33 protein-coding genes and 1 pseudogene are annotated in these 24,561 nt (G+C 43.4%); 22 read left to right on the top strand and 12 right to left on the bottom strand.

Annotation, left to right across the window (positions count from 1 at the left end; genetic code table 11):
• Nucleotides 1-122 precede the first annotated feature (122 nt).
• Nucleotides 123-662, top strand: coding sequence for a cytochrome b (locus tag KIV40_RS20490; protein ID WP_038889248.1), 540 nt, complete (start codon nt 123-125; stop codon nt 660-662).
• Nucleotides 659-1,228: a YceI family protein gene (locus KIV40_RS20485; protein ID WP_285351049.1), complete on the top strand. Its 570-nt coding sequence runs from the start codon at nt 659-661 to the stop codon at nt 1,226-1,228. The genes KIV40_RS20490 and KIV40_RS20485 overlap by 4 nt, the downstream gene beginning before the upstream one ends.
• Nucleotides 1,229-1,339: 111 nt before the next feature.
• Here the strand turns inward: KIV40_RS20485 and focA are convergent, their stop codons facing one another.
• Complete coding sequence (gene focA, locus KIV40_RS20480) at nt 1,340-2,791, bottom strand: formate transporter FocA (protein ID WP_051117637.1); 1,452 nt, start codon at nt 2,789-2,791, stop codon at nt 1,340-1,342.
• Between the two features lie 286 nt (nt 2,792-3,077).
• Between focA and KIV40_RS20475 the strand changes: the two genes are divergently transcribed.
• Nucleotides 3,078-3,983, top strand: coding sequence for a LysR substrate-binding domain-containing protein (locus KIV40_RS20475; protein WP_005530843.1), 906 nt, complete (start codon nt 3,078-3,080; stop codon nt 3,981-3,983).
• Between the two features lie 296 nt (nt 3,984-4,279).
• Nucleotides 4,280-4,759, top strand: coding sequence for a DUF1097 domain-containing protein (locus KIV40_RS20470; RefSeq protein ID WP_005530845.1), 480 nt, complete (start codon nt 4,280-4,282; stop codon nt 4,757-4,759).
• A 140-nt stretch (nt 4,760-4,899) separates the two neighbouring features.
• Here the strand turns inward: KIV40_RS20470 and KIV40_RS20465 are convergent, their stop codons facing one another.
• A complete protein-coding gene (locus KIV40_RS20465; protein WP_285351048.1) occupies nt 4,900-6,534 on the bottom strand; it encodes a DUF2813 domain-containing protein in 1,635 nt (544 codons plus the stop codon).
• A gap of 273 nt (nt 6,535-6,807) precedes the next feature.
• On the opposite strand from KIV40_RS20465, the gene KIV40_RS20460 reads away from it, so the two are divergent.
• From KIV40_RS20460 to KIV40_RS20450, 3 genes are all read left to right on the top strand, one after another.
• Nucleotides 6,808-8,550: a bifunctional UDP-sugar hydrolase/5'-nucleotidase gene (locus KIV40_RS20460; RefSeq protein WP_285351047.1), complete on the top strand. Its 1,743-nt coding sequence runs from the start codon at nt 6,808-6,810 to the stop codon at nt 8,548-8,550.
• A gap of 529 nt (nt 8,551-9,079) precedes the next feature.
• Nucleotides 9,080-10,099, top strand: coding sequence for a TerC family protein (locus tag KIV40_RS20455; protein WP_152685154.1), 1,020 nt, complete (start codon nt 9,080-9,082; stop codon nt 10,097-10,099).
• Nucleotides 10,100-10,377: 278 nt separating this feature from the next.
• Nucleotides 10,378-10,569, top strand: coding sequence for a hypothetical protein (locus tag KIV40_RS20450; RefSeq protein ID WP_005424996.1), 192 nt, complete (start codon nt 10,378-10,380; stop codon nt 10,567-10,569).
• 116 nt (nt 10,570-10,685) lie between these two features.
• Here KIV40_RS20450 and KIV40_RS20445 read toward each other — a convergent pair whose 3' ends face one another.
• Both KIV40_RS20445 and KIV40_RS20440 read right to left on the bottom strand, forming a co-directional pair.
• Nucleotides 10,686-11,591, bottom strand: a complete 906-nt coding sequence (locus tag KIV40_RS20445; RefSeq protein WP_285351043.1) for a homocysteine S-methyltransferase family protein — start codon at nt 11,589-11,591, stop codon at nt 10,686-10,688.
• A gap of 168 nt (nt 11,592-11,759) precedes the next feature.
• A pseudogene (locus KIV40_RS20440) lies at nt 11,760-12,035 on the bottom strand (alkylphosphonate utilization protein); the annotation flags it as partial.
• A gap of 244 nt (nt 12,036-12,279) precedes the next feature.
• On the opposite strand from KIV40_RS20440, the gene KIV40_RS20435 reads away from it, so the two are divergent.
• Entirely contained in the window at nt 12,280-13,191 is a 912-nt protein-coding gene (locus KIV40_RS20435) for a hypothetical protein (RefSeq protein ID WP_285351040.1), read from the top strand.
• 198 nt (nt 13,192-13,389) lie between these two features.
• A complete protein-coding gene (locus tag KIV40_RS20430) occupies nt 13,390-13,791 on the top strand; it encodes a hypothetical protein (protein ID WP_285351038.1) in 402 nt (133 codons plus the stop codon).
• 61 nt (nt 13,792-13,852) lie between these two features.
• Here the strand turns inward: KIV40_RS20430 and KIV40_RS20425 are convergent, their stop codons facing one another.
• Complete coding sequence (locus KIV40_RS20425) at nt 13,853-14,023, bottom strand: hypothetical protein (RefSeq protein ID WP_285351036.1); 171 nt, start codon at nt 14,021-14,023, stop codon at nt 13,853-13,855.
• 152 nt (nt 14,024-14,175) lie between these two features.
• Here KIV40_RS20425 and KIV40_RS20420 point away from each other — a divergent pair, with 152 nt between their 5' ends.
• Together KIV40_RS20420 and KIV40_RS20415 are read left to right on the top strand one after the other, a co-directional pair.
• Nucleotides 14,176-14,436 carry a hypothetical protein gene (locus KIV40_RS20420; protein WP_285351034.1) on the top strand — a complete coding sequence of 87 codons (261 nt, stop codon included), beginning with the start codon at nt 14,176-14,178 and terminating at the stop codon, nt 14,434-14,436.
• A gap of 21 nt (nt 14,437-14,457) precedes the next feature.
• Nucleotides 14,458-14,886, top strand: coding sequence for an META domain-containing protein (locus KIV40_RS20415; RefSeq protein WP_285351033.1), 429 nt, complete (start codon nt 14,458-14,460; stop codon nt 14,884-14,886).
• A 98-nt stretch (nt 14,887-14,984) separates the two neighbouring features.
• Here KIV40_RS20415 and KIV40_RS20410 read toward each other — a convergent pair whose 3' ends face one another.
• The 7 genes from KIV40_RS20410 to KIV40_RS20380 form a co-directional block, all read right to left on the bottom strand.
• The gene (locus tag KIV40_RS20410; protein ID WP_285351031.1) at nt 14,985-16,208 is read right to left on the bottom strand and encodes a site-specific integrase; all 1,224 of its coding nucleotides are present in this window, start codon (nt 16,206-16,208) and stop codon (nt 14,985-14,987) included.
• The gene (locus tag KIV40_RS20405; RefSeq protein WP_009841272.1) at nt 16,187-16,390 is read right to left on the bottom strand and encodes a hypothetical protein; all 204 of its coding nucleotides are present in this window, start codon (nt 16,388-16,390) and stop codon (nt 16,187-16,189) included. Before KIV40_RS20405 ends, KIV40_RS20410 begins: the two co-directional genes overlap by 22 nt.
• A gap of 59 nt (nt 16,391-16,449) precedes the next feature.
• Entirely contained in the window at nt 16,450-16,635 is a 186-nt protein-coding gene (locus KIV40_RS20400) for a hypothetical protein (protein WP_009841273.1), read from the bottom strand.
• Between the two features lie 75 nt (nt 16,636-16,710).
• On the bottom strand, nt 16,711-17,091 hold the full coding sequence (locus KIV40_RS20395) for a hypothetical protein (protein ID WP_285351028.1): 381 nt from the start codon (nt 17,089-17,091) through the stop codon (nt 16,711-16,713).
• Complete coding sequence (locus tag KIV40_RS20390) at nt 17,088-17,342, bottom strand: hypothetical protein (RefSeq protein WP_285351026.1); 255 nt, start codon at nt 17,340-17,342, stop codon at nt 17,088-17,090. The genes KIV40_RS20395 and KIV40_RS20390 overlap by 4 nt, the downstream gene beginning before the upstream one ends.
• 176 nt (nt 17,343-17,518) lie before the next feature.
• Nucleotides 17,519-17,782 carry a hypothetical protein gene (locus KIV40_RS20385; RefSeq protein WP_285351025.1) on the bottom strand — a complete coding sequence of 88 codons (264 nt, stop codon included), beginning with the start codon at nt 17,780-17,782 and terminating at the stop codon, nt 17,519-17,521.
• A gap of 135 nt (nt 17,783-17,917) precedes the next feature.
• Nucleotides 17,918-18,640, bottom strand: a complete 723-nt coding sequence (locus KIV40_RS20380) for a S24 family peptidase (RefSeq protein WP_285351022.1) — start codon at nt 18,638-18,640, stop codon at nt 17,918-17,920.
• A 110-nt stretch (nt 18,641-18,750) separates the two neighbouring features.
• Between KIV40_RS20380 and KIV40_RS20375 the strand changes: the two genes are divergently transcribed.
• The 11 genes from KIV40_RS20375 to KIV40_RS20325 all read left to right on the top strand — a co-directional run bounded on the left by KIV40_RS20375 (nt 18,751) and on the right by KIV40_RS20325 (nt 24,547).
• On the top strand, nt 18,751-19,005 hold the full coding sequence (locus tag KIV40_RS20375; protein ID WP_285351020.1) for a hypothetical protein: 255 nt from the start codon (nt 18,751-18,753) through the stop codon (nt 19,003-19,005).
• A 39-nt stretch (nt 19,006-19,044) separates the two neighbouring features.
• On the top strand, nt 19,045-19,593 hold the full coding sequence (locus KIV40_RS20370; protein ID WP_285351018.1) for a toxin YdaT family protein: 549 nt from the start codon (nt 19,045-19,047) through the stop codon (nt 19,591-19,593).
• Nucleotides 19,594-19,649: 56 nt separating this feature from the next.
• On the top strand, nt 19,650-19,781 hold the full coding sequence (locus KIV40_RS20365; RefSeq protein ID WP_285351016.1) for a hypothetical protein: 132 nt from the start codon (nt 19,650-19,652) through the stop codon (nt 19,779-19,781).
• Nucleotides 19,778-20,017 carry a hypothetical protein gene (locus tag KIV40_RS20360; RefSeq protein WP_285351014.1) on the top strand — a complete coding sequence of 80 codons (240 nt, stop codon included), beginning with the start codon at nt 19,778-19,780 and terminating at the stop codon, nt 20,015-20,017. Before KIV40_RS20365 ends, KIV40_RS20360 begins: the two co-directional genes overlap by 4 nt.
• The gene (locus KIV40_RS20355) at nt 20,010-20,630 is read left to right on the top strand and encodes an HNH endonuclease signature motif containing protein (protein WP_285351012.1); all 621 of its coding nucleotides are present in this window, start codon (nt 20,010-20,012) and stop codon (nt 20,628-20,630) included. Before KIV40_RS20360 ends, KIV40_RS20355 begins: the two co-directional genes overlap by 8 nt.
• Entirely contained in the window at nt 20,627-21,520 is an 894-nt protein-coding gene (locus KIV40_RS20350) for a helix-turn-helix domain-containing protein (RefSeq protein WP_285351011.1), read from the top strand. The genes KIV40_RS20355 and KIV40_RS20350 overlap by 4 nt, the downstream gene beginning before the upstream one ends.
• On the top strand, nt 21,507-21,926 hold the full coding sequence (locus tag KIV40_RS20345; protein ID WP_285351009.1) for a hypothetical protein: 420 nt from the start codon (nt 21,507-21,509) through the stop codon (nt 21,924-21,926). Before KIV40_RS20350 ends, KIV40_RS20345 begins: the two co-directional genes overlap by 14 nt.
• Nucleotides 21,926-22,525 carry a hypothetical protein gene (locus KIV40_RS20340; RefSeq protein ID WP_285351007.1) on the top strand — a complete coding sequence of 200 codons (600 nt, stop codon included), beginning with the start codon at nt 21,926-21,928 and terminating at the stop codon, nt 22,523-22,525. Before KIV40_RS20345 ends, KIV40_RS20340 begins: the two co-directional genes overlap by 1 nt.
• Nucleotides 22,526-22,902: 377 nt before the next feature.
• A complete protein-coding gene (locus tag KIV40_RS20335; protein WP_285351006.1) occupies nt 22,903-23,295 on the top strand; it encodes an SMI1/KNR4 family protein in 393 nt (130 codons plus the stop codon).
• Between the two features lie 59 nt (nt 23,296-23,354).
• Nucleotides 23,355-23,750 (top strand): hypothetical protein, encoded by a 396-nt coding sequence (locus tag KIV40_RS20330; RefSeq protein ID WP_285351004.1) that lies wholly within the window; start codon nt 23,355-23,357, stop codon nt 23,748-23,750.
• A gap of 137 nt (nt 23,751-23,887) precedes the next feature.
• Nucleotides 23,888-24,547, top strand: coding sequence for a hypothetical protein (locus tag KIV40_RS20325; RefSeq protein ID WP_285351002.1), 660 nt, complete (start codon nt 23,888-23,890; stop codon nt 24,545-24,547).
• Nucleotides 24,548-24,561: the final 14 nt, after the last annotated feature.

Here is a 24,561-nt window from a genome sequence, read left to right as displayed (position 1 = left end):
TTTGAAAAGGTATTATTGGTTGGATGTAAAGGATGGTAAATAATCTGTTTCATACAAGGTAAATAAGTTAATGTTGTGTTTCTTGCTCAACATCAACTTAGGAATATATCTAGGAACGTGAGATGGAAACACTGGTAAAGAATTACAACCTACCTGCGCGATTTATGCATTGGCTATCGGCGCTTTGCATTATCGGCTTATTTGCTGTGGGTTTGTGGATGGTCGATCTTAGCTATTACAGTGAATGGTATCGTACTGCACCACATTATCACCGCTCTGTGGGCATTTTATTAGCAATCCTCACTTTGGCACGCATCGTATGGAAACATGTGACGGCGTCACCAAAAGTGGAAGGGAAACCTTATGAAGTCGTTGCCGCGAAAGCCGCGCATGGTGTGATGTACTTATTGCTCATCACTATCTTTATTTCAGGTTACCTCATCTCAACATCTGATGGTCGTGGAATCGAAGTATTTAATTGGTTCACGGTACCCGGCGCAGGGGAGTTATTCCCGAGCCAGTCGGATATTGCAGGTGAAATTCACTTCTACGCAGCTTGGGCTGTAATCCTAATGGCAGGTTTACACGCTGTTGCTGCACTAAAACATCACTTTATCGATAAAGACAACACATTAAGAAAAATGTTAGGAGCTTCAAAATGAAAAAGTCACTTTTCGCTACAGGATTAGCAATCGCTATGGCACTACCGTTTGGTGCTAACGCTACAGATTATGTTATCGATACCAAAGGTGCTCACGCATCAATCAACTTCAAAGTTAGCCACCTAGGTTACAGTTTCATCAAAGGTCGTTTTAATACATTTTCTGGTGACTTTTCTTTTGATGAAAAAAACATCGCTGACTCTAAAGTAAACGTAGTGGTTGATACGACAAGCCTAGATTCAAACCATGCTGAACGCGACAAGCACATCCGTAGCGGCGACTTCATCGACGCAGGCAAATACAGTGAAGCGACGTTCAAGAGCACAAAAGTTGTAGACAAAGGCAACGGTAAGCTAGATGTAAGGGGTGATTTGACTCTTCACGGTATAACAAAACCAATCACAATCGAAGCGGAATTTGTTGGTGCAGGTAACGACCCATGGGGTGGTGAGCGTGCAGGTTTCATCGGTCAAACTCGTCTTGAGCTTGCTGATTTTGAAATTCCAGTAATGGGTTCTTCAAGCTACGTTGATATGGAACTGCACATCGAAGGTGTTAAGAAGTAGCTTCTCGTTCTTCACCATATACTTCGTTCTCAACGACATAAATGCAGAAAGCGCTCTTAAATAAGAGCGCTTTTTTATTGGTGCCAACTTGTCTTGCTAGTTGTAATAGTTTTATGCCGTTTCTAGAACGTTATCTTCAACTAGGTTTAGGCGCTCGCCATACACTGGGCGCAGTGCTTTAAGTACTTCGTTACGTGTCACCACGCCAACCATCAAACCATTTTCTAGTACAGGAAGCACTTGAGGTTTACTTACTTTGATGCTCTTAGCACGCTCTTCTAAAGAAAGAGAAGTAAAGCGTGTTGCCATGCCCATGCTTGTTGTTGGGTAAAGTTGTTCTTTATCGATACATAGAAACTCAACAACGTCGACTAAGCGGTCATTTGCATCAATGGCTACCACGTCACGGCTCATTAAATCGACAACTTTTTGTTCTTGGGCTGGGATGTAATCTTGGCACCATAATTCAACCATAACGTCGTGTGCTGAGAAGAAACCAACCAAACGGTTTTCGATGTCAACAACAGGTGCACTGATTAGATTGTTGTCCAATAGGGTATCTAGTGCAGTTGATACAGGCATTTCTACGCTCAGAGTAACTGGGCTCGGGTTCATGATCTCTTTTACAATCGATGCGTTTTTCATAGTGCGTTCCTTAACTGACGTGAGTGTTGTAGTGTTTGTAATTGATGCAACTTTTGCTGCTTTAAGTTCTGGTCGACGGTAGATACACCAGTTAGCTAAGCCAACTAATACGGCGCCACCAACGATGTTGCCTAGGGTTACTGGAATTAGGTTTGCAGTAATAAAATGACCGACATTTAAATCTGCATATTGAGAAGCCGGTACGCCAACTGCTGTCCAGAAAGATTCCGGTGCGAAGTTTGCGATAACGATACCTAGCGGCACCATGAACATGTTTGCTACACAGTGTTCAAAGCCACTGCTGACGAACATTGCGACTGGCATAATGGTCATTGCCGCTTTTGTCATTGCGTTCGCAGAGCTGAATGTGAGCCAAATAGCAAGACAAACCAACAAGTTACATAAAATGCCCAACGCAAAAGCTTGTACCAATGTGTGGTGTAGCTTGTGTTGTGCGATGTTTAGTGCGTTTAAGCCCCATTGACCCGCATCCATTTGGTACAAGCCTGCAGCGCTTACCAATGCAAGTAGGAACATCGCACCGATGAAGTTACCCACATAAACCTTGCCCCAAATCGACAGCATTTTGCCGAATGAGATTTGTTTGTTTGCCCATGAGATGCTCGAAAGCACTGAGCTGGTAAACAACTCACCACCGCAAATAACGATGAGTATCAAACCCATACTGAATGCTAAACCACCTGCAAGACGGCTAAGGCCCCAACCTGCATCCGCGCTACCTGTTGTCACTGTGATGTAAAACAAGAATGCTAAACCGATGAATGCGCCTGCCATAATTGCCAAACCCAGTGTCATGCCGCTGGTTTTGTTTGCTTTACTAAGTGCAAACTTCTCAGCTTCAGCCATCATTTCTTTTGGAGAGAAATACTGGTTATTTTGAGAGCTGGTCACCGCCATAATGACTCCTTAGTCTGTGGTTCCATATGAACTCCTTGGTTAGTGAAATCGAGACGTTGTCTGTACTCGAAAGTGAAGGTGTTATTGTTTTTTGTTGCGGTGTTCCCGAACCGCATATCCAGATTAAGCAGGTCAGAGCTACAGGTAAAATTGATAATATTTAGAATCCTCATCAAATAATTTGATAAGTTTTTAAAGGCAGGTAAAATGAACCTCATTGCGTATCAGCGCATGTATTTTGGGGTTGCGAGAGTATGGGGAATACTCGCCAATTAGGGAGGAAACTTTGCGCTACTCACTTAAGCAATTAGCGGTATTTGACGCAGTTGCAGACACCGGCAGTGTAAGCCAGGCCGCGGATAAACTGGCTCTGACACAATCGGCGACGAGCATGTCGCTTGCTCAGTTAGAAAAAATGCTTGGCAGACCTTTATTTGAAAGGCAAGGCAAGCAAATGGCTTTAACGCATTGGGGGATGTGGTTAAGACCAAAAGCAAAGCGTTTACTGCAAGACGCGTTACAAATTGAAATGGGTTTTTACGAGCAACATTTGTTGAGTGGACACATTCGATTAGGCGCAAGTCAAACACCAGCAGAGCACCTAGTTCCAGACCTTATCAGTATCATTGATAATGATTTTCCAGAGATGCGTATCTCTCTCGGCGTACAGAGTACTCAGGCCGTCATCGATGGCGTTTTGGATTACCGATATGATCTGGGCGTCATTGAAGGTCGCTGCGACGATAACCGTTTACACCAAGAAATTTGGTGCCGAGACCACCTTACTGTAGTCGCAGCGTCGCATCATCCATTTGCGCGTAACTCATCGGTAAGCTTAGCTCAACTTGAACAAGCAAAATGGGTATTGCGAGAACATGGTTCAGGTACCCGCAAGATTTTTGATAGCTCTATTCACCATCTTATTGAAGATTTAGACGTGTGGCGTGAATACGAACACGTTCCAGTATTAAGAAGTTTGGTATCAAACGGGCAGTATTTGACGTGTCTGCCTTATCTCGATGTAGAACGTTACATTGAAGCAGGGGATTTGGTGGCGTTAAATGTACCTGATCTCAAGATGGATCGAACCTTGTCGTTTATCTGGCGAGCAGATATGGCGGAAAACCCGTTAGTTGACTGTATCAAGCGTGAAGGGTTACGCATGATGAAAGGTAAACCTTCTGTGTTTTAAGCGATATTCGTAATAAGTTGCTGTCATTTTAGAAAAGGCTTTGCATCTCGCGGGGCCTTTTTGTCATTTATTGCTCATTTTTCCCAACTGATTGTGATTTTGTTATTTTCGAAATCTGTTGATTTATCGGTTGCGTCAAATTTTATGTGTAAAGCATGCAACGCAATAGGGTCTTAGTGAGATCTAGATCACCGAAGTTCGCATGGGATATGCCTAGTATTGACTGCCTGATTTCAATGTATGAAGGCAGTTTTCAAACCAAATGGTGCGAAACTAACGAAGCGGGTAAGAATACCATGACCACACTTTTAGCTATTTCAATTACAACTGGCATTCTCTCTGGCGTATGGGGCTGGATCGCTATCTCCCTTGGCCTGTTATCTTGGGCTGGTTTTCTTGGCTGTACGAGTTACTTTGCGTCCCCGACAAGTGGCTTGAAAGGGCTAGCAGAAAGCTTGATTACCAATATGACAGGTGTTTTCTGGGCGATGGTTATCATCTATGGCTCGACTTACGTGGGTATGGAGATCATCGGATATGTAATTACAGCTATCGTAGCGTTCTTTATGTGTATTCAAGCGAAACAAGCTTGGTTAGCGTATATCCCTGGTACTTTCATTGGCTCATGCGCGACTTTTGCTGCAGACGGCAATTGGCAACTTGTGGTGCCATCGCTGATTTTAGGTGGCGTGTTTGGTTACCTAATGAAAGCAACAGGTCTTTGGTTGCATGCGAAATCAGCCGCTACTTCTTCGCTCGCAGAGCAAGTACAGTAGTGAACCCCCGATCTTATTTGTATCCGCTGTGTATTGAGACTTATCCCGGTCAATACTGTTAATCAAAATTACTGATTCTTGATACAAGCACACCTAATTGGTGTGCTTTTTTTTGTCTGTCTATTTTGGGGTATCGCTCTTTACGTATTCCCATTTGCCATAGTTACCACGCGTTTTAGCGTCCAGCGCAAAAGTACGGGGATGCAATCTACGCCACGTTCTTCGCAATGGGCAACAATTGCGAGTGCGAGATCCGGTTTTGCTTGTTTCTTCAAAACGCGGTTTACGACTTTCTTAGCTGGGATTGGATGATCACGAGGAACTTTGATGATGTCCTTAAAGAAAATTTCAAAGCCATTGTTATAGAGGAAGTGCTCGATATCTCTATCGGGTAGCTCGGTAAGGCGATGACGCTCTTGGTCGTTATTTAAATGGGCTCTCACTGTGTGCGCGTATTTTTTACCAGCAGGGTCGCCGTCAGTCACCACATGCCAGTCGATACCAAACTCTTGCGCCACTTTAACTAATGACTTCAGCCCTGATTGGGCAAATTCAACGATTTGAACTCCTTCTGCTGCGAGATCATAACCGCACTGGCGTGCCAACTCGTTAAATAGCCAGACTTCCGTTTCTCCTTCGACCAATAACCAGCAACGAGCAAATAGGGCGCCGGCGCGATGAAAGCGAATATGGAAACCAATACGACGGAGTTGGTCGACACTAAATCGATTGGTATTGAGTGATTTTGCGATGGTTCGATCCGATAAACGAACCAAACGACGAATTGATGCCAAAGGTACGGAGCCAAGTAAACGCGCACTGTTTGTGGTGAGGATCTTCTGCATTGGTAGTAACTGTAACAAACTCCAAGCGCGAGATAGGTGAGTCGGGTGCAAACGACCCTCTGGATCCTCTATGATCAAGATGGGGCGAGCGCAACGTCTTAAATCTGTAGGCCCCTTCGCTTGTAGGTACGCGTTCAACAACCCCATAAGTAGTAGTCGGGCTTGTTTGTTGTTTGTTTCCCTTAAAAACTGCGACAATCCTTTTTCTGCCGAGGGACTGGCGTAGAACAAGCCATCTCGCGGTTTTCTCGGGTGACCTTTTTTCACACTTCGGAATGCAAAGTAGTGCTCGACAAGAGTTTGCATTGAATCAAGACTACTGCGCACTTCACCTTTGTTAACATGACCAGGCATGGCAAATAGGCGGCGGCAGGTGTTATTAATGCGCTTCTCGATGCGAGCGTTCTTGTTGTCTCCATTGATGTGATTTGGCACAGGGAAACGGCGAGAGTCACGCAATCGGATCACAGGATGCAGTGTCATCAACTCTATTGCGAGTTTTTCAGAGTGGTGCAGTTGTTTGGCTTCACCATCGGAGTCCAAGAATGCGTATTTGGTGGTGATGTTATGCCCGTCTCTGCTTGCGCTTAAACGGTAATAAAGCACGCGCTCATTATTTTCGTTAACACACCATGTTGGTTTGATTCGTCTGTAGCGCCCAGCATTTACTTCTTGCTTATCCTGCGCTTTGAAGCAAAGTACGATTTGAAGGTGCTGGGTTTGTGGGTGTGAAATTGCGTAGTCGACGTGAAAGTCCGTCATTTGGAACTGATAAAGAGAACCGTCAGCGGGCAGGGCGAGAGACAAAGCGTCGAGTAGGGAAGACTTACCCCATGTATTCTCACCGATCAAAGTTGTCAGTTCGTCAAAAGAGAGTGAAAGGCGTTTGATGCCTCTAAACCCAGAGATTTCGATGCGTTCTAGTCTCATCTCACTCCTCCTTGCAATTATTTGAATTATCGAGAGTTCTTTTTCTCCTCATAAGCATATATGAAATTGATCATGTCAAGTTAAGCTCAGTTCACAAAATTAAGAGCATTCATCCTATGAATAAAGACCGATTAGGCGTAAAGTCACTTTCAAACTTGTACGCAAGATGAATCTTGATCACGTTAAAATGAAATGACAATTTCTCTGTTTCATAAAATTCATGATTCTGTCATGATTCAGTTCTAATAATTAAAAGGAATGAAAAGAAAGAAGATGACGATGAATAAAAATCATAAGCCAGTCAGAATCAAATTGGCACACATCAATGACACTCATTCCTACTTTGAGCCAACGTCATTACAGCTAAAACTCAATATCGATAACGAAAGAACACTAGAACCTTACGTGAGTGCTGGTGGCTTTTCACGTATTGCGACTCGCGTTGAACAGTTACGCGACGACGCGCAACGTCAAGGTCAGGGCATGTTATTTCTTCATGCAGGTGACTGTTTCCAAGGCACTCTGTATTTTTCGTTATTCAAAGGCAAAGCAAACGCCGACTTATTAAATGCGCTTAACATTGATGCGATGGCATTAGGCAATCACGAACTCGACATGGGTAATGAGCCGGTTGCTCTATTTTGTCAGCGTACGCAATTCCCATTGCTCGCGGGCAACTGGGATCTGTCGAACGAATTGCCTAATAAAGAACATCGCATGGGCGATTGCGATAACGTGCTGAGTTTCGATACTGACACCCAAAGCGCGCAATACCTAGTGAAAGAGTTTCACGGAGAGAAAGTTGCCATCTTTGGTCTGTCTATCGACAAGATGAGCGATATTGCTAATCCTGATGCTGATACACCATTTATCAACGCAATCGAAACCGCAAAGCATACCGTTGACGAGATCCACCAAGTCGGTATCAAAAATATTATTCTTTTAAGTCATTTAGGCTATGAAGGGGATTTAGAGCTCGCAGCACAAGTGGATGGCATTGGTATCATTGTTGGTGGCCATAGCCATAGGTTACAAGGTAACTTTACATCTATAGGCTTAGGCGAAGACGATCCTTATGGCATTAAAGTCAACGATACTTATGTGGTTCAGGCTGGCTATCATGCATTAACCATGGGGCACTGTGTACTTGAGTTTGATGAACACGGCAAAGCAACCATGTTAAGTGGTCAAAATGAATTGCTTTTGGGACGTCGAATTTTCTGGGATTCAACGCTTAATGAACAACTAGACCAAGGCGTTTTTGAGGAAGCGTGTGACTTTATCCACGGGCAACCCAATGTGGTTGTTTGTAAAAAGCACCCTGAGACACAAGCCATTTTAAGAGACAAATACATTCCTCGAGTACGTAAGCTTCAGTCTCAAGTGATTGCCAATGTCGCAGAGAAGAAGCGCCATATTCGCATTCCGGATGAATTCGGTGGTAGTGAACTTGCCCCTTCCGTTGCGCATTCTTTCTTATATGCGCTTAACAAGCGTGGCCATAAGGTTCAATTTGCAATTCATAATGCGGGAGGCGTTCGTACATCTCTCAATCCGGGAAACATTACTGTGGCGGATGTTGCCGGACGATTGTTGCCATTTGCCGTTCCGATTGGCAGCTACGAGGTGCAAGGAAAAGCCGTTCGCTTGGCATTGGAAGGTGCGATCAACAATGCACTCAACAATGGTGTTGAAGGTACAGGTTCTGGCAGCTACCCATACACACATAATTTGAATTTTGAATATCAAGCTGATGCACCGAAGGGACAACGCATTAAAAACCTTGAGGTATTCGATAGCAATCGTTGGTGCGAAATGGAAGACGAATCTTGGTATTGTGGCGCTTCTTCTGCATACACAATGAAAGGTAAAGAAGGCTATGAAGCACTGCTCAACATGAAGGGTGAAGGCTTTGTCAGCAACCTTTCTATGGCAGATTGTTTTATCGAGTTACTAACGGATGAACCAAACTGTCTGAACCGAGGTCACAAACTTTTCTCTCAGAGAAACCAGTAACGACTTTTGGTATCTTTTTTGCTCTCTTTCTCATGCACATGCGATTAAGAGGGAAGAGAGTATGTGGAAGAAAGATTGGGCTGATGCTGCGGTCGTCGTAGCATGGGTAGCAGTTTGGTCAACACTGGTTTATTTTGTACCGTTAACTGGTTTTTAAAGACCGACTATTCAACAAATGAGGGGCGCATGAGTGCTCCTTTTTTGTATCTGAACGGTTTCAAATTCATGACGTTGTAAATATTCTTCACAAAATACTTTATTGTTATCGATAACAATTTTTTTGTTGGAGATCCCGCAGTGCAGGCGTATGATGGCGGCGTTTGGGGAGTAGTTAGCGCAAGTTTATTTATCGTCATCTCGTTAAGCATCAGCTTATCCGGTAAATAAAGGTGTCACCTGATTCATCAAGTGATCACTTCAACGAGACCAACGCATTCATTGGCTGGCGGACACATGGGTAATGTGACTGCTGGTTTGTATTGTTTGCGGAAGGTCAGCCCGAATAATGTCCTTCCGCATGGGAGGAAGCATGTCTCTTATCGAAAATACCACCCAATTAACCCAGTCTGTTCCACTGCAAGAATCACTGACAATGTACGGTGTATTTGGCCTATTTACTTTAGTTTTAGTCGCTCTCGATATTTATCAGACTCGTGGCGGCGTTATTACTATGAAAAAGGCGATTGGTTGGAGCGTATTCTGGTTCTTATTAGCGTTTGTCTTTGCAGGCTCAATCTATTTCTTTTGGGATTATTACGCGCCTCATAGCGTTTATACCCATGAAAAAGCGACCATATCATTCTTAACCGGTTACTTGCTTGAGAAGTCGTTAAGTGTCGACAATCTATTTGTGTTTGCGATTATCTTTGCTCAATACAAGGTGCCAGAGCATTTGCGCCCACGTGCTCTATTGTGGGGTGTGATTGGTGCACTTGTTCTACGTGCAATTATGATTGCGGTCGGTGCTCAACTTCTTGCGCAATACCACTGGGTACTTTACCTATTTGCGGCGTTCCTCATCTGGACGGGTATTAAGCTGGCACGCGATAAAGGTGAAGAAGAAGAGGTGAACCCATATCCTGAGCAGTTCATTCGTAAGTTCTTACCAGTGACGGACGAATATCAAGGCAACCACCTGATCTTGAAACAAGCTGGTAAATGGGTCGCTACGCCAATGCTTATCGTTATTGGTGTGATTGCTGTAATGGACGTAATGTTCGCACTGGATTCGATCCCAGCAATCTTTGCGGTAACGCGTGAACCATTCCTAGTATTGGCGGCTAACGTGTTTGCTCTACTGGGCTTACGTTCTCTGTACTTTGTATTGCAGGCAATGTTGGACAAGTTTGTGTATCTAAAACCAGCGCTTTCAGTGATCATGATGTTCATTGGTGTGAAGATGCTATTGGTAGGTACCCAGTACGAAATTCCAACCGTTTGGTCTCTGACCTTCCTGGTGACAGTGATGACAACCGCGGTTATTGCTTCTATCTATAAGAACAGAGAAAGCGATAGTTCTAGCGTTAATATTACTAATCAAAACTCTTAAGTATTTTGTAAATTTGAAATCCTTAAAAAGATTGTTTAGTTAATTAAATGTTGCATATCAACTTGGGTTTACACACGTAAATCCAAGTTATTCAACTAAAGATCGGCTTTGTTGAATGGATATTCAGTTTGTTGGATTTTATATTCTTAAGGTTTGTAACGGGTTTGTTTTATAAGAAAAACTAATCTGAAAATCCAAATTTTGTCATTTTTTGCTCAAAGAAAAAATGACTAGTATATAACCAACAAAACAAATTACTGCTTTATAGAGAGGCAATCATGGCACAAGCAATGCAAATGACAAATGTAGCTTTACCAACCTCTATGGATAAGAAAACCTACTCGGTTAACTTCAAAGGATTGATTGCTCACTTACTGGATATTCTTTTCGTAGATAACTCAGCACCTCGCAGCTACTACGCTGAAGACTTATCTGCACACATTCAGAAAGACATCGGTATGTACCGTTAATCTGAGTGAAAAGCGAATTCGAAATGCCGGCTTAATCGTCGGCATTTTTGTATCTGCAATTTACACTTTCACTAAATCTACGCTTTCATCAAAGAGTGGAGCGGCTACCTTTATTCTTAAAGGGAGCGCTTCCAATCTGACAGGGCTTTGATGTGTTCTGGACCAATTCCGCAACATCCTCCCACAACGCTTGCTCCGCGTAGGTACCATTCTTGCGCGAAAGTCAGGTATTCCTCTGGTGTTAGTTCTCGCATCGATTGTAATGCGCTGTTGGCTTCATGGTTGGATTTGATAGCGGTGAAGTTGTTCGCGTACACCCCAACTTCAATATCAAGATTGTGCTGGTCTAAAACTGTTTTGGTATCGCTGACAGCTTTTGCCATCACTTCAGGTACCGAGCAGTTAAAGTAAATGCTGATGGAATGTTCGGTTTGCTTGCTCTGTGTAAGTTGCTCAATGGCTTGTGTAACGGTTTCCCCTGAACGCAACAGTGCGGTTTCCAATGAATCGTCGCTGAGGGAAAAGGCGTAAGCGGTAGGTTTGGCGCTAGTTGCAAAGACACGTTGCAAACACTTGAGCTCTTTTAGGCTACAGATGGTTTCGGCGATCCAAAGGTCAACATATTCTACTTGCGCTTCAAATAAAGTTTGGAAAATGGCTTCGCCTTGAATTGGTTCAAAGAGGTCAGGGCGGTAGCTACCGAATGCGGGAGGAATGCAACCTGCAACTCGAATAGGGGTGTCTGACTTATCAGCGCATTCACGCGCAATTTTGGCCGCAAAGCGTGCTAGCTTACTGCCTTGTTGATCGTAAAGTTCTTGACCAAGGTGGAAAGGTACACAGGCGTAGCTGTTCGCAATGATGATCTCTGCCCCCGCTTGGATAAAGTTGTCATGTGCTTGGTAAACGAATTCTGGTGATTCAATCAGAGCCTGTGCGCTCCAAAGCGGCTGAGAGAATGGGGCGCTCATGCGTTTAAGCTCTCGTCCCATGCCGCCATCAAGGATGGTTAACTTCTTCATACTACAATCCATCTTATTTTCTTCCTTTCCGAACCTTAATCGAAAATGCTTCAGAGCGAAAGCGTTGCGTCAGGCGGGTCAAAGGAAGGGAGAGGAAGACAAGAGGATGCAAAAACGAAAACGGGGTTCCAATTGGAACCCCGTTTAATCTCGAAAGTAATGTTGAGATTACTTCTTACGGCAGTATTCTGCGATCACGTACATTGACTGACCGCCGTTTGCCTTACCTGAAACAAGTTTAGGATCATCACCAAGGCTGATACCGCGAATAACAGAACCTTGTTTGATTACTTGGTTTGTACCTTTAACTGGTAGGTCTTTGATTACTGTTACGTCGTCACCTTTTTTAAGTTCAGTGCCGTTGCAGTCAACAGTTTTGTCGTCAGCAGACATACCTTTCATAGCCCAGTTCATTTGCTCTTCTTCCATGTACATCATGTCAAGAGGGTTAGTTAAACGGTGATTTTTCCATTTTAAAACAGTACCTTAAGGGTGTTCGTGATAGTTTTGGGGCTATTTTGGGGGGAATGTTCAAATTGATTTTAAACTCAACATGCTGTATAAAATACCAGTAATAACATGCTGTATAAAATACCAGTAATAACATGCATGTATATGATTTAGTTTGTCTATTTAACAGTGTACCATATGCGCCTAGTATTATAGTTCAGTTGTTAATAGGGAAAATATGATTACTTTTGAAGATTCGATTACTGTTCATTATGACGGTAAGGGAGACAAAATTGCCCGCCATTTGATGGATGGTGCCAAAGTAGCTAAAAGCATGACTGCAATGGTAACCGTCTATAATGAAGCTTTTAAAGAAGCTAACAGTATTTATAAGTCAGCGATTGAATCAACTGTATACGTTGAAGGGGCTGTTAAGGGTGGTTCAATCAAATGGTTGATGAAACTGTTTTCAACAGAAGCCGAATCTCAAACCGAACTTGGGGCTAGCTCCTCGATTCACGAAAGGGTCTTATCTTCAATCCGAGAGGTTGTTTTACTGATTAAAGAATTTGACCCAAGTACAACGGATTTAATGATTGTCGAGGGTACTGATTCTTATCAAGTGTCAGTAAACGGAAGAATGGTAGAAGTTACTGACCTAGCTTGTGCTATATTGGGCAACCATAAAATTCGAAGAGCGCTAGGTGATTTAGCTGATCCCTTGGACGACGATGAGCTAGATACCCTAACTATCTCAACAGACAATAACCTCTTCAGAGAGCTAAAAATCTCCTCAGACGATCGTATGAAATTCGTTACAAAAAAACAGCACACAAAGATTGTTGCGAGTGGAGAATTTGATGGTTTCTATTATATTGAGACGTTGACTTACTCTCCCGATGGAAAGTGGGTGTTAGTCAATAAGGATGACCCCAAAGATAAGGTGTCTGGCGTTATTACAGACACAACATTTTTGAAGCGCGTATCTGAAAACACAGAACGCTTCGCAAAGGATGATATTCTCGAGATACATGGTGAATGGTTCAAAGAAAAGAAAAAGATAACTGGAAAGCCGCGAACCACGTATATCATCACTGAAGTTAGAGACCATAAACCAGCGGGTAACAAGCAATGGGAACTTCAATATTAGTAATAGTAGCTGCAATCAGTCTATTACTCCTTATACTTTTCTGGCCTTTGATAAAGTTTCGTCTTAAGACTAGAAAAGTAAAGATGACTCTAAAGCAAAAAGATGGTGTCACAAAGACCCATATTTTGTATCTAGAGAAAGATGAGCCCCTATGGGGGGTTATTGAGCAATGTAAACAGCAAAAAGAGGGGGGAAACAATGGCTAACCCCCCTCAAGAACCCCAGAGAAATCTATCTGGCGGTGATCTCATTTTAGCTGGCTTCCTTGTTAGTATAGTTTCATCAGCTATTTTGATGTTATCAAATAGCTTCGTTGAAGATCATTGGATTCACTTTATCACCGATCAATCCATTTTTGCCCCATTGTGTAGCTTGCTGACAGCCACAATTACGTTTGTTATATCGGTAGTTAGATATAAGGTTTCATTGAAAAAATTTAAGATGGAATACAAAGATAAAGTAAACCTCTTAGATGAACTAATAAATCAGGCACCTGATGAAGATACAAAGTCTAAGCTCAAGGCCAAAAAGTCTGCCTACCTTCTGGCTTTGTCTGAAAGAGCAATCTCTTCAGAGGACATGAGTATTCTTAAAAATTAGTAGCGATAGCAACAACGATGGCAGAGCTCATAGAAAAGCCTCGTACTCGCGAGGCTTTTCTTTACTTACCAGAACATACTCCCCTCAACGCCTCCCAAGCATTTTCGCTTTCAGACGCATTTTGTTCTTCATCAACCTGGCGATCATCAAAATATAACAGTGCCCCATTTGCACCTAGTGTTATCGTTTGGTTGTTGATAGTGAAAATATGACCGTCAAAATTAATGACCATAACGTTATTAAATCTTATTTTATTAATGATGAATAAATAGATGTGAATAAGAGAAAATATGCGCCTGATCAAAAACAAACAAATTCAACAACCTTTACCTTGTTAAGTCAATGTAAATTAAATATTGTGCATTCGTTATCGCTGAATCGACCTTGTGTGAAGACATCTTTATAAAAAATGGGCTGTCAGAATCAGGTGACCAAGCCGAATATATGGATGTCTTCTATGCAATAAACAATGGTCCTTGGATACCAGTAGATAAGCTTGATAATAAAGGCCAATATTTTAGCGGTCTTTTTTACCATGAAGTTAAAGTATGGGATCGAAATAAAGGTGAAATCTTTGATCTTAAAGTAGGTGGCGTTGGGATGGGGTTTGGTGAAGCTGTCTCGATAAAATTCACACGTTGTTAAACATTAATTAAGAGAACCGAAATGAAAAGATTATTTTTATCGCTAAAAATACTAGTTTTATCATTCCTTGTATTACCAGGAGCACAGGCGTTCGAAGATTCAGAGCTGCCTCTTTTGCATCAACAGCTCTTAGGAAATTGGAAATTAGTACAAATCAATAATCAGCCGCCAATGTATCAATCTAACCTTCGTATCACTCAAGATAATATCTCTGGTAATACAGGTTGTAATAATTTCTTTGCGTCTATTGTTTGGTTAGACCAAGGTGTTTGGGAAGTTAGTCCAGTGCTCACTACGAGAAAAGGCTGTAAGAATCCTGACCTGCAAATGCAGGAGAGAAATGTCTTAAAGACTTTGGTGACAGGAGCAGGAATTGAATTTGATGAAGCTTCAGATCGATTGACGTTAGAGGTTGATGATCATTCGCTGACTTATCAAAAAGAGTCCTAGTATCACTTAGAGAAAGGTGAGCCCCTATGGGGGGGGGGGTATTGAGCAGTGTAAATAGCAGAGCTCATAGAAAAGCCTCGTACTCGCGAGGCTTTTCTCTACTTAGAACATACTCCCTTCAACGCCTCCCATGCCTTTTCGCTTTCAGAAGCATTTTTGTTCTTCATCCACTTGCCGTAGACACTAGCGATCATCAAAAAATTACTGTGTCCCATTTGCTGCGCTAGGTACGCAATGTTCACGTTTGCGTAGCTCAGCATCCACGAAGCATACGTGTGGCGCAGCTGGTAAACATTGCGGTAAGGAATGCCGGCACGAATACAAATATTCCTCCACATCTTATTAGGTGCCGTCTTACTAAAATAATCATAAGGCGTTTTAGCATTAAGGTTTTCAGTCGCCTTTGGGTTGAACACAAAGCGGATGTAATCTAAGCGAATCGTTTTATCGGCTAGCTCAACCTCATGCTCTTTTTGGGGATAGTTTGAGCTCAACTTCTTCTGCGCTTGCAAAGCCTCCAGTGCAGGAGGCATCAAATCGACAGTTCGTTCACGGTCCGTTTTTGGTGTTTTCAACCCGCGAGATTCAAATGTTGCTCTGCGAATCGTCAGTACCTTGTTCTCAAAATCTACATCCTCCCAGGCTAACCCACAAATCTCACCCGTTCTCAGGCCTGTGTAAGCGAGTAGGGTGATCATGTTTTTGTGTTGCTCTTGCATACAGGCATCAAGGGCTTTGTTTATCTCATCAATCGTGAATGGATTAATGTTACGTTCCGGTGTTTTAACACTTGGCATAAACTCCGCAAAGTTGCGATCGACAAACCCCATTTTATGCAGCCAGCCAAAGAACGTATTGATGGCACGAAAATATGTGTTCAATGTTCTCGCGCCACGCCCCTTAATGAGGAGAGCACGAAGCTCAGAAACCGATTCAGGGCTGAGTGTGCTACAGCTCCGGTTAGCTCCATACGCGTTCTTAGTAATCTTAAACAAAGAGACGTACTTCTTGTATGTTGATGAGCGTAAGTCAGCCTGTTTCAGTTGTAGGTATTTGTCGACCATTTCCCCAAACGTTCTAGATTGTGATTGCTCTGTCGCGTAAGGTGAATCAGGGAAGTGAGCCGCATAACGAAAAATACCGATCTTGATTTCATACATGATGGTCTCACGTTTTTGCGCGGCAAACCTGACGTTCTGCTTGGTGGGAGAAAGGCCAAGAGTTTCACGACGTCTTTTGCCTTTGTAAACAAAGTCGAGCCGTAAAGACTTACCATGGATCTCCACACCAGCAGGAAGTTTTACATTTTGGCTCGGTGCCATCGGTTCCATTCCTCAGTGTCTACCATCCATGTGCCGTTGATCTTACTCATTACAGTTGATGGGTAGATCCCCTCGTTGGCTTTCTCGCGCAGTGTTTTGGTGCTTAGCCCGATAAGATCAGATGCTTGTTTTAGAGTCACGATAGATATTTTTGCAAGTTTAGGGTTTTGTGGGCGAATCATACTTGAACCTCGCTTTAAGAAGGTGATTGAATGTAATCCCCTGAATTTCAGGGGAAGAACTAGCACTCATCCAAAAAGTTTTCGGGTTGACGAGTGATTTTAAGCTGTACTTGAATTCGGTCTTTCCCCGATAGCAATGTGCCTAATAGCACCTCATTATCGGGATGGTTGCCTTCAAACATTTCAACTAACAACTGCTCTATGTAATCGGGAGCCTCGGCTGCGACAATTTGTGCTTCACTCATTGTCATTTCCCTTGTTGGACAAAGTGTAAAGTCCATAAAAAATTACACAGACAAGTGCATAAACCGCAGCAGCCATCATGATTGAACTCCTTTTTCTGCCGGCATAATTCGCACTCGGTTTGTGGTGTGCCAGCACATGGCATCACCATAGAACAAACCACCTTCGCGTAACTTGGCGCATCCTCGTGGTAGCTGTTCACCACATTTACCGCAGCAACCCAAAGCACGCTCAATCTTTGGAATCTCGGCGTGAACACGATGAATAAGCGACTGCAAAGATTCAATTTGGGTGTAGGGCTCGCTTGGGTAAGCGAAAAACTGGCAAATATCATCAAGCTTTGTTGCTTCGTTAGGTGACAACGTCACTCTAATGTCGTTATTACCATTGGCCTTACGTTTGTCCCTTAGCCGTTTGGCTCGAATTGCCGCTTGTTTGCGCTTGCGTATATCACTCATTTCTTCACCTTACGCTTGCGAGACGCAGCGGTTTTTTTTATGGGAGCAAGTAACTGGCGAGCTTTGGCCAAACAGAAGTCGAAACACTTGCCACCGCGCCCACCGAAAGAGGCGGTGGTTCGGTAGGTTTCAATTGCGAAATCAGACGCACGATTTGCTTCGTGCCGTTCGTAGCCTTCACCAAGTAATATTTGATGAATGTTCTTATGGATAAACTCTTCTTGAGAGTTCCGATGTAGGGAAGTCTTCATTACACAAAGTTCCTTTGGTTTCTGGGTGAAACCTGGCAATCAGTCTAAGTACTTGAAATTGGTGGTCAGCCAGATATATACTGATTGCGAGGCTTGGTTATTACTTAAGTCTCATTGCACAAAGTAAGCCCTTATTGGTTTGGTCACCGATAGGGGTTTTCTCTTTTCTGAGCCTTTCAAAATCTCATTTCATTCAACTTACTGCTCAATTGGTCAGAGAGAGCGTTGAACTGGTGGATGGTTTGAGCGTCTTCTGTTCCTACGCTTACTTCCAAGTTTTTACACTTATCGCTTAGATTGATGAGCTGCGTTAGCTCGTCATAAAGCGGGTCACTTTTCGGCATATTGGCTAACAAGTGTTGAAAGCTCGTTCTATGCAATTGAATGGCTTTAGAGCCTTCCAGAGTTTTGTTCAGTGTTTCAAAGTTAAGCTGGTTCATATAATGACTCCTTTTTGCAACTTATGGTTATAATAACTTTTGGTTTTCATTTGTCAACAACCAATAGTTGCAATTAGGGTTAAAAAAATAGCCCGCTTATGCGAGCTATTTGTAACCAGTAACTTTTTGTGAACCCTATAAGTCCATGATGACTTGCTTTACATATCCAACAATACGACAGTTGCCATTGATCGGAATAGGGTCGTACTTAGGATTCAACGGCACTAAAAATTTCTGAGGGCCATCGATCTCTAACTTCTTGATTGTTGCTTCAGGTGAGTCGTTTAACGTCGCAACCACTATCTTACCGTTGTCTGGGCAGTTACAAGGTTCGACTACAACAATTGAGCCTGCAGGGATAGAAGGTGAACCATGAGGATTAGTCATTGAATTACCAGTGACTCTCATTGCAAACGCGTTATTTGAAGTGTTTGCTGCAACTGTTTGCCACTCGAATTCAGTATCCTGATCAATAAGAACAGTTTGCCAATTACCTGCCTGAACCTGGCTAAGGATAGGGATAGCCTTTAAGCCATCTGTATTAATGAATTGAGCGTTGGGAAGATGCTTTATTGCATGTTCGAAGAGCACTTGGTCCTGATTATCTCTAGCGGGCCCATTTGATTCCATAGGCGCGTAACCAAGCAGATGTTCAACGGATACCTCGAGGAGTGAAGCTATATCAGAGAGCTTTTTAGTATCAGGCACGGCTTCACCTACCAACCACTTTCTAATTCCAGCCGTTGATATTTTAAAAGGCAGTACCTTCTGCAAGTATGCTGAGCGTCCTCTTTGGGGAATCCCTGCCTGATCACATGCATCATTTAGCCGAAGCGTAAATTGCTGTTGCTTGTCCATTTTTTCAAACACCATCGCTAAAACTAACTAATGGTTATTTTACTCCTGTTGACTTCTTACTATCAGTTAGTATTTAATATTGAAACCAATAGTTGCAATTGAGATTCAAAATGAAACCAAATGTTGTAAATATAGTTCTCAACCAGTACTTCCAAGGAAGTTATAAAAACATGGGCCAGTTATTTGGTGTTTCTGCTCAAGCCGTCCGGAAGTGGGAGGTCGTGGGGGAGTTCCCTGCAAAAAATGGGCGAACTCAGCAGGCTCATGAACTTACAAACTTCAGTTATCAAATGCTGACACCAAGTGCTTTCAAATCACCACAGAGCTTTAAGACAAGATTAGCTCAATTTTTGAAGACAACCTGATCACCAACATTCTGGATAAACATCCAGTAAGGAATAACCATGCAACCGAGCTTAAAAAGCGTTATGCATCACGCTGTCGTCGCTTGGCGTAGCGATGCGACCAAAGAACAGATCGCAGAATACATCTCACGCTTCTATCACAAGATGAGGATCTACGAAGAGGAAGATTGCCAAAGGGAACACTTGCTCAAAGTGCCGTCGGCGTTGAACAACCCAAACAATACACAAAACCTGTTTCGATATGTGAGCAGAACAAGCACAGAGGCCAAAGCCAACATCATGGATTTGCTGCCCGCGATTATTGCAGCCATGCCTAAAGTGAGGGCTACTGCAGCGCTTAACCAATTCCTTAACCCGCTTGGGTATTCAGTTGCGGCAATTGGCTCGAACCAAACCATGGCCAACCGCGATCAACTGCTTGCGGATTTCAGTAAAGAATCATCAGAAGCGCTTCGCTCGATACTTTTGCTCAGTGAGCACGCCACGTCTGACCAACTGCGTGATGCTTACCGAGAGTTACAAGAGAGTGCCGGTTCCCACGAACCATTACTCAAATACCTAGAAACACTAATGGCGCAGAAAGGTTGACCACCTGTATGCAATTACTAAACACGCTAATCAGCAAAACAAGAGAACTTTGTGCAATGAGTCTTTCTTATCAAAACTACCACGGCCAAATGCTGTGGGTCGCAAACAACGGCAGTTGTCGTTATGTGGTATCACGCAACCAAGCGAAACAAATCCTACAAATCATGAAGGCGAGGGTGCAGTTATGAAAAACAAGTTAGCCGATCTTAATAACCACCTCTTTGCTCAAATTGAGCGCCTTTCTGATGAGGACATCACGGGCGACAAATTGAATGAAGAGATAAATCGATCCAAAGCCATTACCAGCGTATCAAAGCAAATCATCGATAACGCTTGCCTAGCACTCGATGCGCAGAAGTTTAGAACCGAGTTCGCAGGTAGAACGGTATTGCCAGAAATGATTGAGGATCGTAACCATGCCTAAAGGTCAATCGCATCCTTACACACAAGCGCAGCTCGCATTCTTGAAAGCAAATTGCACTATGGTGCGTCGCGAATTGGCAGAGGCTTTTAACCATCGCTTTAAAACCAATTTGACGCTCGCTGCCATCAACAGTTGTTGCAAACGCAATGGTTGGCTCACTGGCCGTGACGGTAGGATGAAAAAAGGGAACAGGCCTTGGAATACCGATACAAAAGGCTTGGTAAAACCCAACTCCGGTTGTTTTAAGCAAGGACAAAAGCCGAAGAACAGCAAGCCGTTGGGGCATGAACGTATTTGTTCTAAAGATGGGATCATTCTCGTCAAAGTCGCAGAGCAGGACCCGTACACAAAAGCCAAAACCCGATATCGGGCAAAGCATCAAATTGTCTGGGAAAACGCACATGGAAAGATACCCGAGAACCATGCCATTCGTTTCAAAGACGGCGATAAGCTGAACTGCGTGCTCGATAACCTCATCTGTGTTTCGTTGGCGGTAAACCTGCGCATGAATAAGAACCGCGTGCAGGAGCTGCCAACAGAGCTTAAGGCGACAGGGCATGCCATTGCAGAGCTCGAGGTCGCCGCATTCAATGCCAAGAGGAAAACCAGATGAGTATGATCCTCACCGCCCAAGCGATGCAGTTAAAAGTCGGCAATGCGACTCGTAAGCTTGTGTTGCTCAAGTTAGCCGACAACGCCAACGACAATGGCGTGTGTTGGCCATCTTATGAATACATCGCCGACATGTGCGAGATAGACCGTCGAACCGTGATGCGCCACATCAAAACACTGGAGGAAATGGGGTTTGTTTCCGTTCGTACCAGAAAGGGTGAAAAGGGCAATTCGACCAACATCTATCAGCTGAATTTGAGGGGTGACATTTTGTCACCCCCTAGTGACACAGGATCACGGGGGGTAGTGTCAGAGGATCACCCACCTAGTGATCCTATGTCACCCGGAATCAGTCATAGAACCAGTCAATTAGAACCTATAAAAAATAAACAAAAAGATTCGGGTGAAATTGAATCTTGTTTTAGCCGGCTTTGGGCGATGTTCCCAACCAAAAAATCCAAGAAGAACTCGCTAGCAAAATTCAAAAGCATCGTGAAAGCGCAAAGTGAACCTCCCGAGGTATTCACCGACATGCTTTGTCAGGACATCGAAGCCCGAGTGGCAAGCCGCCAGTTTGGTTTCGACAGGCTTCACCTAACGACCTACTTGAATCAAGAACGATGGAACGACGATCATGAAATCAATCAATCCAGTATTGCTCAATCAAGCCATGCAGCCACAGGCTCACAAGCAAACCGAGTGGAGCAGCACAACGCAGAGCTGCTCGCACGCTACGGACACACTGCCGCACCAAGTGGGCACCCAAACCTTGCACCTGAGTGTGGAGGATTGGATCCAAGCGAAGTTTGTGGAGGGCTACGGAGCGAAGTGGATTTACAAGGCGCTACCATCGACCTGGACACAAGCGATTTCTACAATGTCAGTGGCTGAGGTTCGCAGAGCTGTGAGCCAAGCCTTGCTAGAAGGGGATGCATGGCCGCCAAGCTTGCCCGAGTTCTTGGAGATGGGGCGGGAAGAGTTGATTGATACCGATGAAGCGTTCACCCGAATGCTACGCGGGGAACCAAAAGGGGATATCGAATATTGGGCGTCGCAAGAGGTCGGTTTTATGTGCCGTGGAAAGCTTAGTGAACGAGAGGCCAGAGCCAAGCACCGGAAAGTTTTGAAGAAGTACGCCAAAAAAGCCAAAGCAGGCTCGTTACCAGCAAGGAACAATCTGCGTTTGGCAGACAAAACGGACGTAAAGCCAATAAACGAGATAACAAGACCAGATCCAAATCGATTTGATAAGAACTCGGTATTTGCAAGAGTCGCAGCAATGGGAGCGAGGGCATAATGCAATTTGAAAAACTACTGGCAAAATTCAACGTGAAAGGGATTAACTATGAACCGTCGATAGGTGGCAAAGGGCTCATATCACAAGAAGAGCAATTGGCGATTGTAGGCCTAGCGTGGAAGGAATCACCTGTCGGATTTTTGGTGCTGTTTGTTGAATGCCTGCAAGACAAAGCAGCACTCAAGAATTTGTACCAAGCCACTTTGATTGAAGCGAACACCTTAATGGAGACATGGCGTGGACCGTACCCAGAAAAAGCGCTTCAAGCGCTGGTGTCTAGTGCTATTGCAGAAGCAACACAACAGTTTGGCCAAGTATGTCCAGAATGTAACGGCAGTGGTAAGTACATAGCAAAGAACCGAGCCAGAAGAACCTGTCCATGTTGCGATGGTGGCCGGATAGGCTGGACGCAAGAAACCCGCTTTGCATTCTTTTGCCAAACCTTGCCCGTGACCTTTTCACGTTTTAAAAAGTATGAAGCCATCCTTGATAAGTTAGTCAAACACTTGGTGGATAAACGTAGCGCTGCAGCCTTAGCGCTGCAGGGCAGGTATGAGCGAGAAGAAGCAGTCGCAAAAGAGTTAGAAGTTGTGGCATGACTCGAAAATGAATGTCTGACCTATATCAGAACCAGAGAAAAACCCGTTTAATAGACATGTAGACGTGACCTCTACATCGACACTTTCGCTTGTTGATTAACGGAAGCCCCCGGGCAGGGGGCTGATGTTTGTCCTATCAAACCAACTCACCTCCAAAGTCTCAAAAGCCATATCCTGCAAGTTTTACAAGCAGGTTAACCCAGCTATTAGCCGAAAATACAATTAGAAGTCAATATGCAGTCTGGTGTTTATGCAATATATTTATATTGTTGAAATTATTGTTATTTTATATTGATGTATGATAGTTATAACTGCACAATGCACGGATAGATGAAGGCTTAAAGCGGACTAATTAGCGTTATAGCTTTGGAGTAACAATGGCATTCAACTTAACAGAAGAACAATTAGTTAATACTGAGGTGGAGCTTGGTGCAAGGCTCCCTCATGATTATCGTGAATCGATGAAGACTGACAATGGTGGTGAGGCAACGACCGAAGAAGATGACTGGGAGCTTTACCCAATCAAGGACAACTCCGATCGAAAAAGGCTAACTCGTACTTGTAACCACATTATTGTAGAAACCAAGGCGTGTTTTGGTTTTGGCAACTTCCCTCATCATGCATTGGCTATTGCTAGTAACGGTCTTGGTGATCAAATGGTTTTCTTAAAAGAGTCAGAACAGTTCAAGCCCGAAGTTTATGTTTGGCTTCATGAAACCGGAGAGATTAAGTTGCTTGCAAGTTCATTTGCCAAATTAGAAAAGCTATAACAAATGTTCGCAGCGTCGCCTACTTAACGCGGCGTTGAGCTATTAAGGAGAATTTGATCTTGAAAACAGTTTGCGTAGCTCTAAGTATTTTGTTTATTTCATCGCTTGCATATGCAGCAGTCGTTCCTAGTTTTCAGGGGCATTATGAGCGGTATAACCATGATCAATTGGATACTGAGACTGCCTTTATTGACTTAACTAAGGTAGGTTCGAACAAATACGAACTATCAGGGACATCAGTCTGGGTAGGTGATTCTTCTTCTGGTCTTGTGAATTTTGGAGAAATCGACGGAGTTGTAACGCTAACGGGTAATCAAATAGACTATGATGTTGACGGCTGTACTCTCCAAATTGTATTAGAGCAAGATACCCTCGTAGTGAGCAAAGACTACGGTTGTGGCGGGCTAAATGTCACCTTCAATGGAACGTACGTGAGAACCTCAAATAGTCAATAGACTAACAATCTGTTTAAGAGTGATTCGCAACGCGTGGCATTTTGGTTTGAGTTAAGTTTAGTGATTACGGTGGTCTATTCAGTATCGTGGTCGCGTGCGTTACACCTTACCAGGGCGAAGGGCAATAGGAGTATATTTTGAACATTGGTGATATTGGATCGATCATTGAATGCTTTATATCGAAAGAGAGTGCACTAAACGATGTTAAGAACTTTTTTATTGCCAATAAAATAGAAGCATTCTCATTTCTGGCAGGCGTTGCCTCTTTAGCTACTGCTTTAATTGCAGCTCTATCAGGTGAAGCTAACATTTCTTACATATCGTTATTTGTTTTTTTTGCATTTCTTGTACTGTATTCATTGTCCTCATTCATTTCTATAGTTAGCTTCTTTGTGGGTGCAACAAAAGGAACTTTAAACGATATAAATGAAAGATATCGGTCGGCCTATATAACCGCGGAAGAAATTTCAACTTTCGGTGATGACAACATAGACTGCGTTAAGGCCATCTTTGAGGAGCGCATAAGGTTTTTAGAATCGAGGGTAGGTTTCCTTGTTGGAGTTGTAGATAAACTCGGTATTGTTCCAGCTATCATCATGCTCTACTTGGCATATGTTAAAACATCGGGCTCTGAAGAAATATTCAACTCATCACCTTTAATCATAGGCTTCGTTTCTGGAGTTTATTTAGGAGCAATTACAGCTCGTATTGTAATTGATGCTTTGCGAGACAAAATAGGGATCTTAGAGCTTTCGAAAAATATATCTCAAAAGCGCAAGGGGTTCAAATTGCCCTAACACATATGAGCCTT

The sequence above is a fragment of the Vibrio sp. D173a genome (genome assembly GCF_030248475.1).
This window is presented reverse-complemented; position numbering and strand designations above follow the sequence as displayed.

Bases quoted from the DNA above. Each gene is read 5' to 3' on its own strand.
- KIV40_RS20465 (WP_285351048.1), bottom strand. From the start codon at position 6,534: ATGAGACTAGAACGCATCGAAATCTCTGGGTTTAGAGGCATCAAACGC.
- KIV40_RS20470 (WP_005530845.1), top strand. From the start codon at position 4,280: ATGACCACACTTTTAGCTATTTCAATTACAACTGGCATTCTCTCTGGC.
- KIV40_RS20355 (WP_285351012.1), top strand. From the start codon at position 20,010: ATGCCTAAAGGTCAATCGCATCCTTACACACAAGCGCAGCTCGCATTC.
- KIV40_RS20380 (WP_285351022.1), bottom strand. From the start codon at position 18,640: ATGGACAAGCAACAGCAATTTACGCTTCGGCTAAATGATGCATGTGAT.
- KIV40_RS20425 (WP_285351036.1), bottom strand. From the start codon at position 14,023: ATGGTCATTAATTTTGACGGTCATATTTTCACTATCAACAACCAAACG.
- KIV40_RS20445 (WP_285351043.1), bottom strand. From the start codon at position 11,591: ATGAAGAAGTTAACCATCCTTGATGGCGGCATGGGACGAGAGCTTAAA.
- KIV40_RS20350 (WP_285351011.1), top strand. From the start codon at position 20,627: ATGAGTATGATCCTCACCGCCCAAGCGATGCAGTTAAAAGTCGGCAAT.
- focA (WP_051117637.1), bottom strand. From the start codon at position 2,791: ATGGCGGTGACCAGCTCTCAAAATAACCAGTATTTCTCTCCAAAAGAA.
- KIV40_RS20450 (WP_005424996.1), top strand. From the start codon at position 10,378: ATGGCACAAGCAATGCAAATGACAAATGTAGCTTTACCAACCTCTATG.
- KIV40_RS20335 (WP_285351006.1), top strand. From the start codon at position 22,903: ATGGCATTCAACTTAACAGAAGAACAATTAGTTAATACTGAGGTGGAG.
- KIV40_RS20455 (WP_152685154.1), top strand. From the start codon at position 9,080: ATGTCTCTTATCGAAAATACCACCCAATTAACCCAGTCTGTTCCACTG.
- KIV40_RS20430 (WP_285351038.1), top strand. From the start codon at position 13,390: ATGGCTAACCCCCCTCAAGAACCCCAGAGAAATCTATCTGGCGGTGAT.
- KIV40_RS20370 (WP_285351018.1), top strand. From the start codon at position 19,045: ATGCAACCGAGCTTAAAAAGCGTTATGCATCACGCTGTCGTCGCTTGG.
- KIV40_RS20385 (WP_285351025.1), bottom strand. From the start codon at position 17,782: ATGAACCAGCTTAACTTTGAAACACTGAACAAAACTCTGGAAGGCTCT.
- KIV40_RS20395 (WP_285351028.1), bottom strand. From the start codon at position 17,091: ATGAGTGATATACGCAAGCGCAAACAAGCGGCAATTCGAGCCAAACGG.
- KIV40_RS20365 (WP_285351016.1), top strand. From the start codon at position 19,650: ATGAGTCTTTCTTATCAAAACTACCACGGCCAAATGCTGTGGGTCGCA.
- KIV40_RS20390 (WP_285351026.1), bottom strand. From the start codon at position 17,342: ATGAAGACTTCCCTACATCGGAACTCTCAAGAAGAGTTTATCCATAAG.
- KIV40_RS20415 (WP_285351033.1), top strand. From the start codon at position 14,458: ATGAAAAGATTATTTTTATCGCTAAAAATACTAGTTTTATCATTCCTT.
- KIV40_RS20400 (WP_009841273.1), bottom strand. From the start codon at position 16,635: ATGAGTGAAGCACAAATTGTCGCAGCCGAGGCTCCCGATTACATAGAG.
- KIV40_RS20460 (WP_285351047.1), top strand. From the start codon at position 6,808: ATGACGATGAATAAAAATCATAAGCCAGTCAGAATCAAATTGGCACAC.
- KIV40_RS20405 (WP_009841272.1), bottom strand. From the start codon at position 16,390: ATGATTCGCCCACAAAACCCTAAACTTGCAAAAATATCTATCGTGACT.
- KIV40_RS20340 (WP_285351007.1), top strand. From the start codon at position 21,926: ATGCAATTTGAAAAACTACTGGCAAAATTCAACGTGAAAGGGATTAAC.
- KIV40_RS20360 (WP_285351014.1), top strand. From the start codon at position 19,778: ATGAAAAACAAGTTAGCCGATCTTAATAACCACCTCTTTGCTCAAATT.
- KIV40_RS20435 (WP_285351040.1), top strand. From the start codon at position 12,280: ATGATTACTTTTGAAGATTCGATTACTGTTCATTATGACGGTAAGGGA.
- KIV40_RS20410 (WP_285351031.1), bottom strand. From the start codon at position 16,208: ATGGCACCGAGCCAAAATGTAAAACTTCCTGCTGGTGTGGAGATCCAT.
- KIV40_RS20375 (WP_285351020.1), top strand. From the start codon at position 18,751: ATGAAACCAAATGTTGTAAATATAGTTCTCAACCAGTACTTCCAAGGA.
- KIV40_RS20485 (WP_285351049.1), top strand. From the start codon at position 659: ATGAAAAAGTCACTTTTCGCTACAGGATTAGCAATCGCTATGGCACTA.
- KIV40_RS20345 (WP_285351009.1), top strand. From the start codon at position 21,507: ATGTCAGTGGCTGAGGTTCGCAGAGCTGTGAGCCAAGCCTTGCTAGAA.
- KIV40_RS20490 (WP_038889248.1), top strand. From the start codon at position 123: ATGGAAACACTGGTAAAGAATTACAACCTACCTGCGCGATTTATGCAT.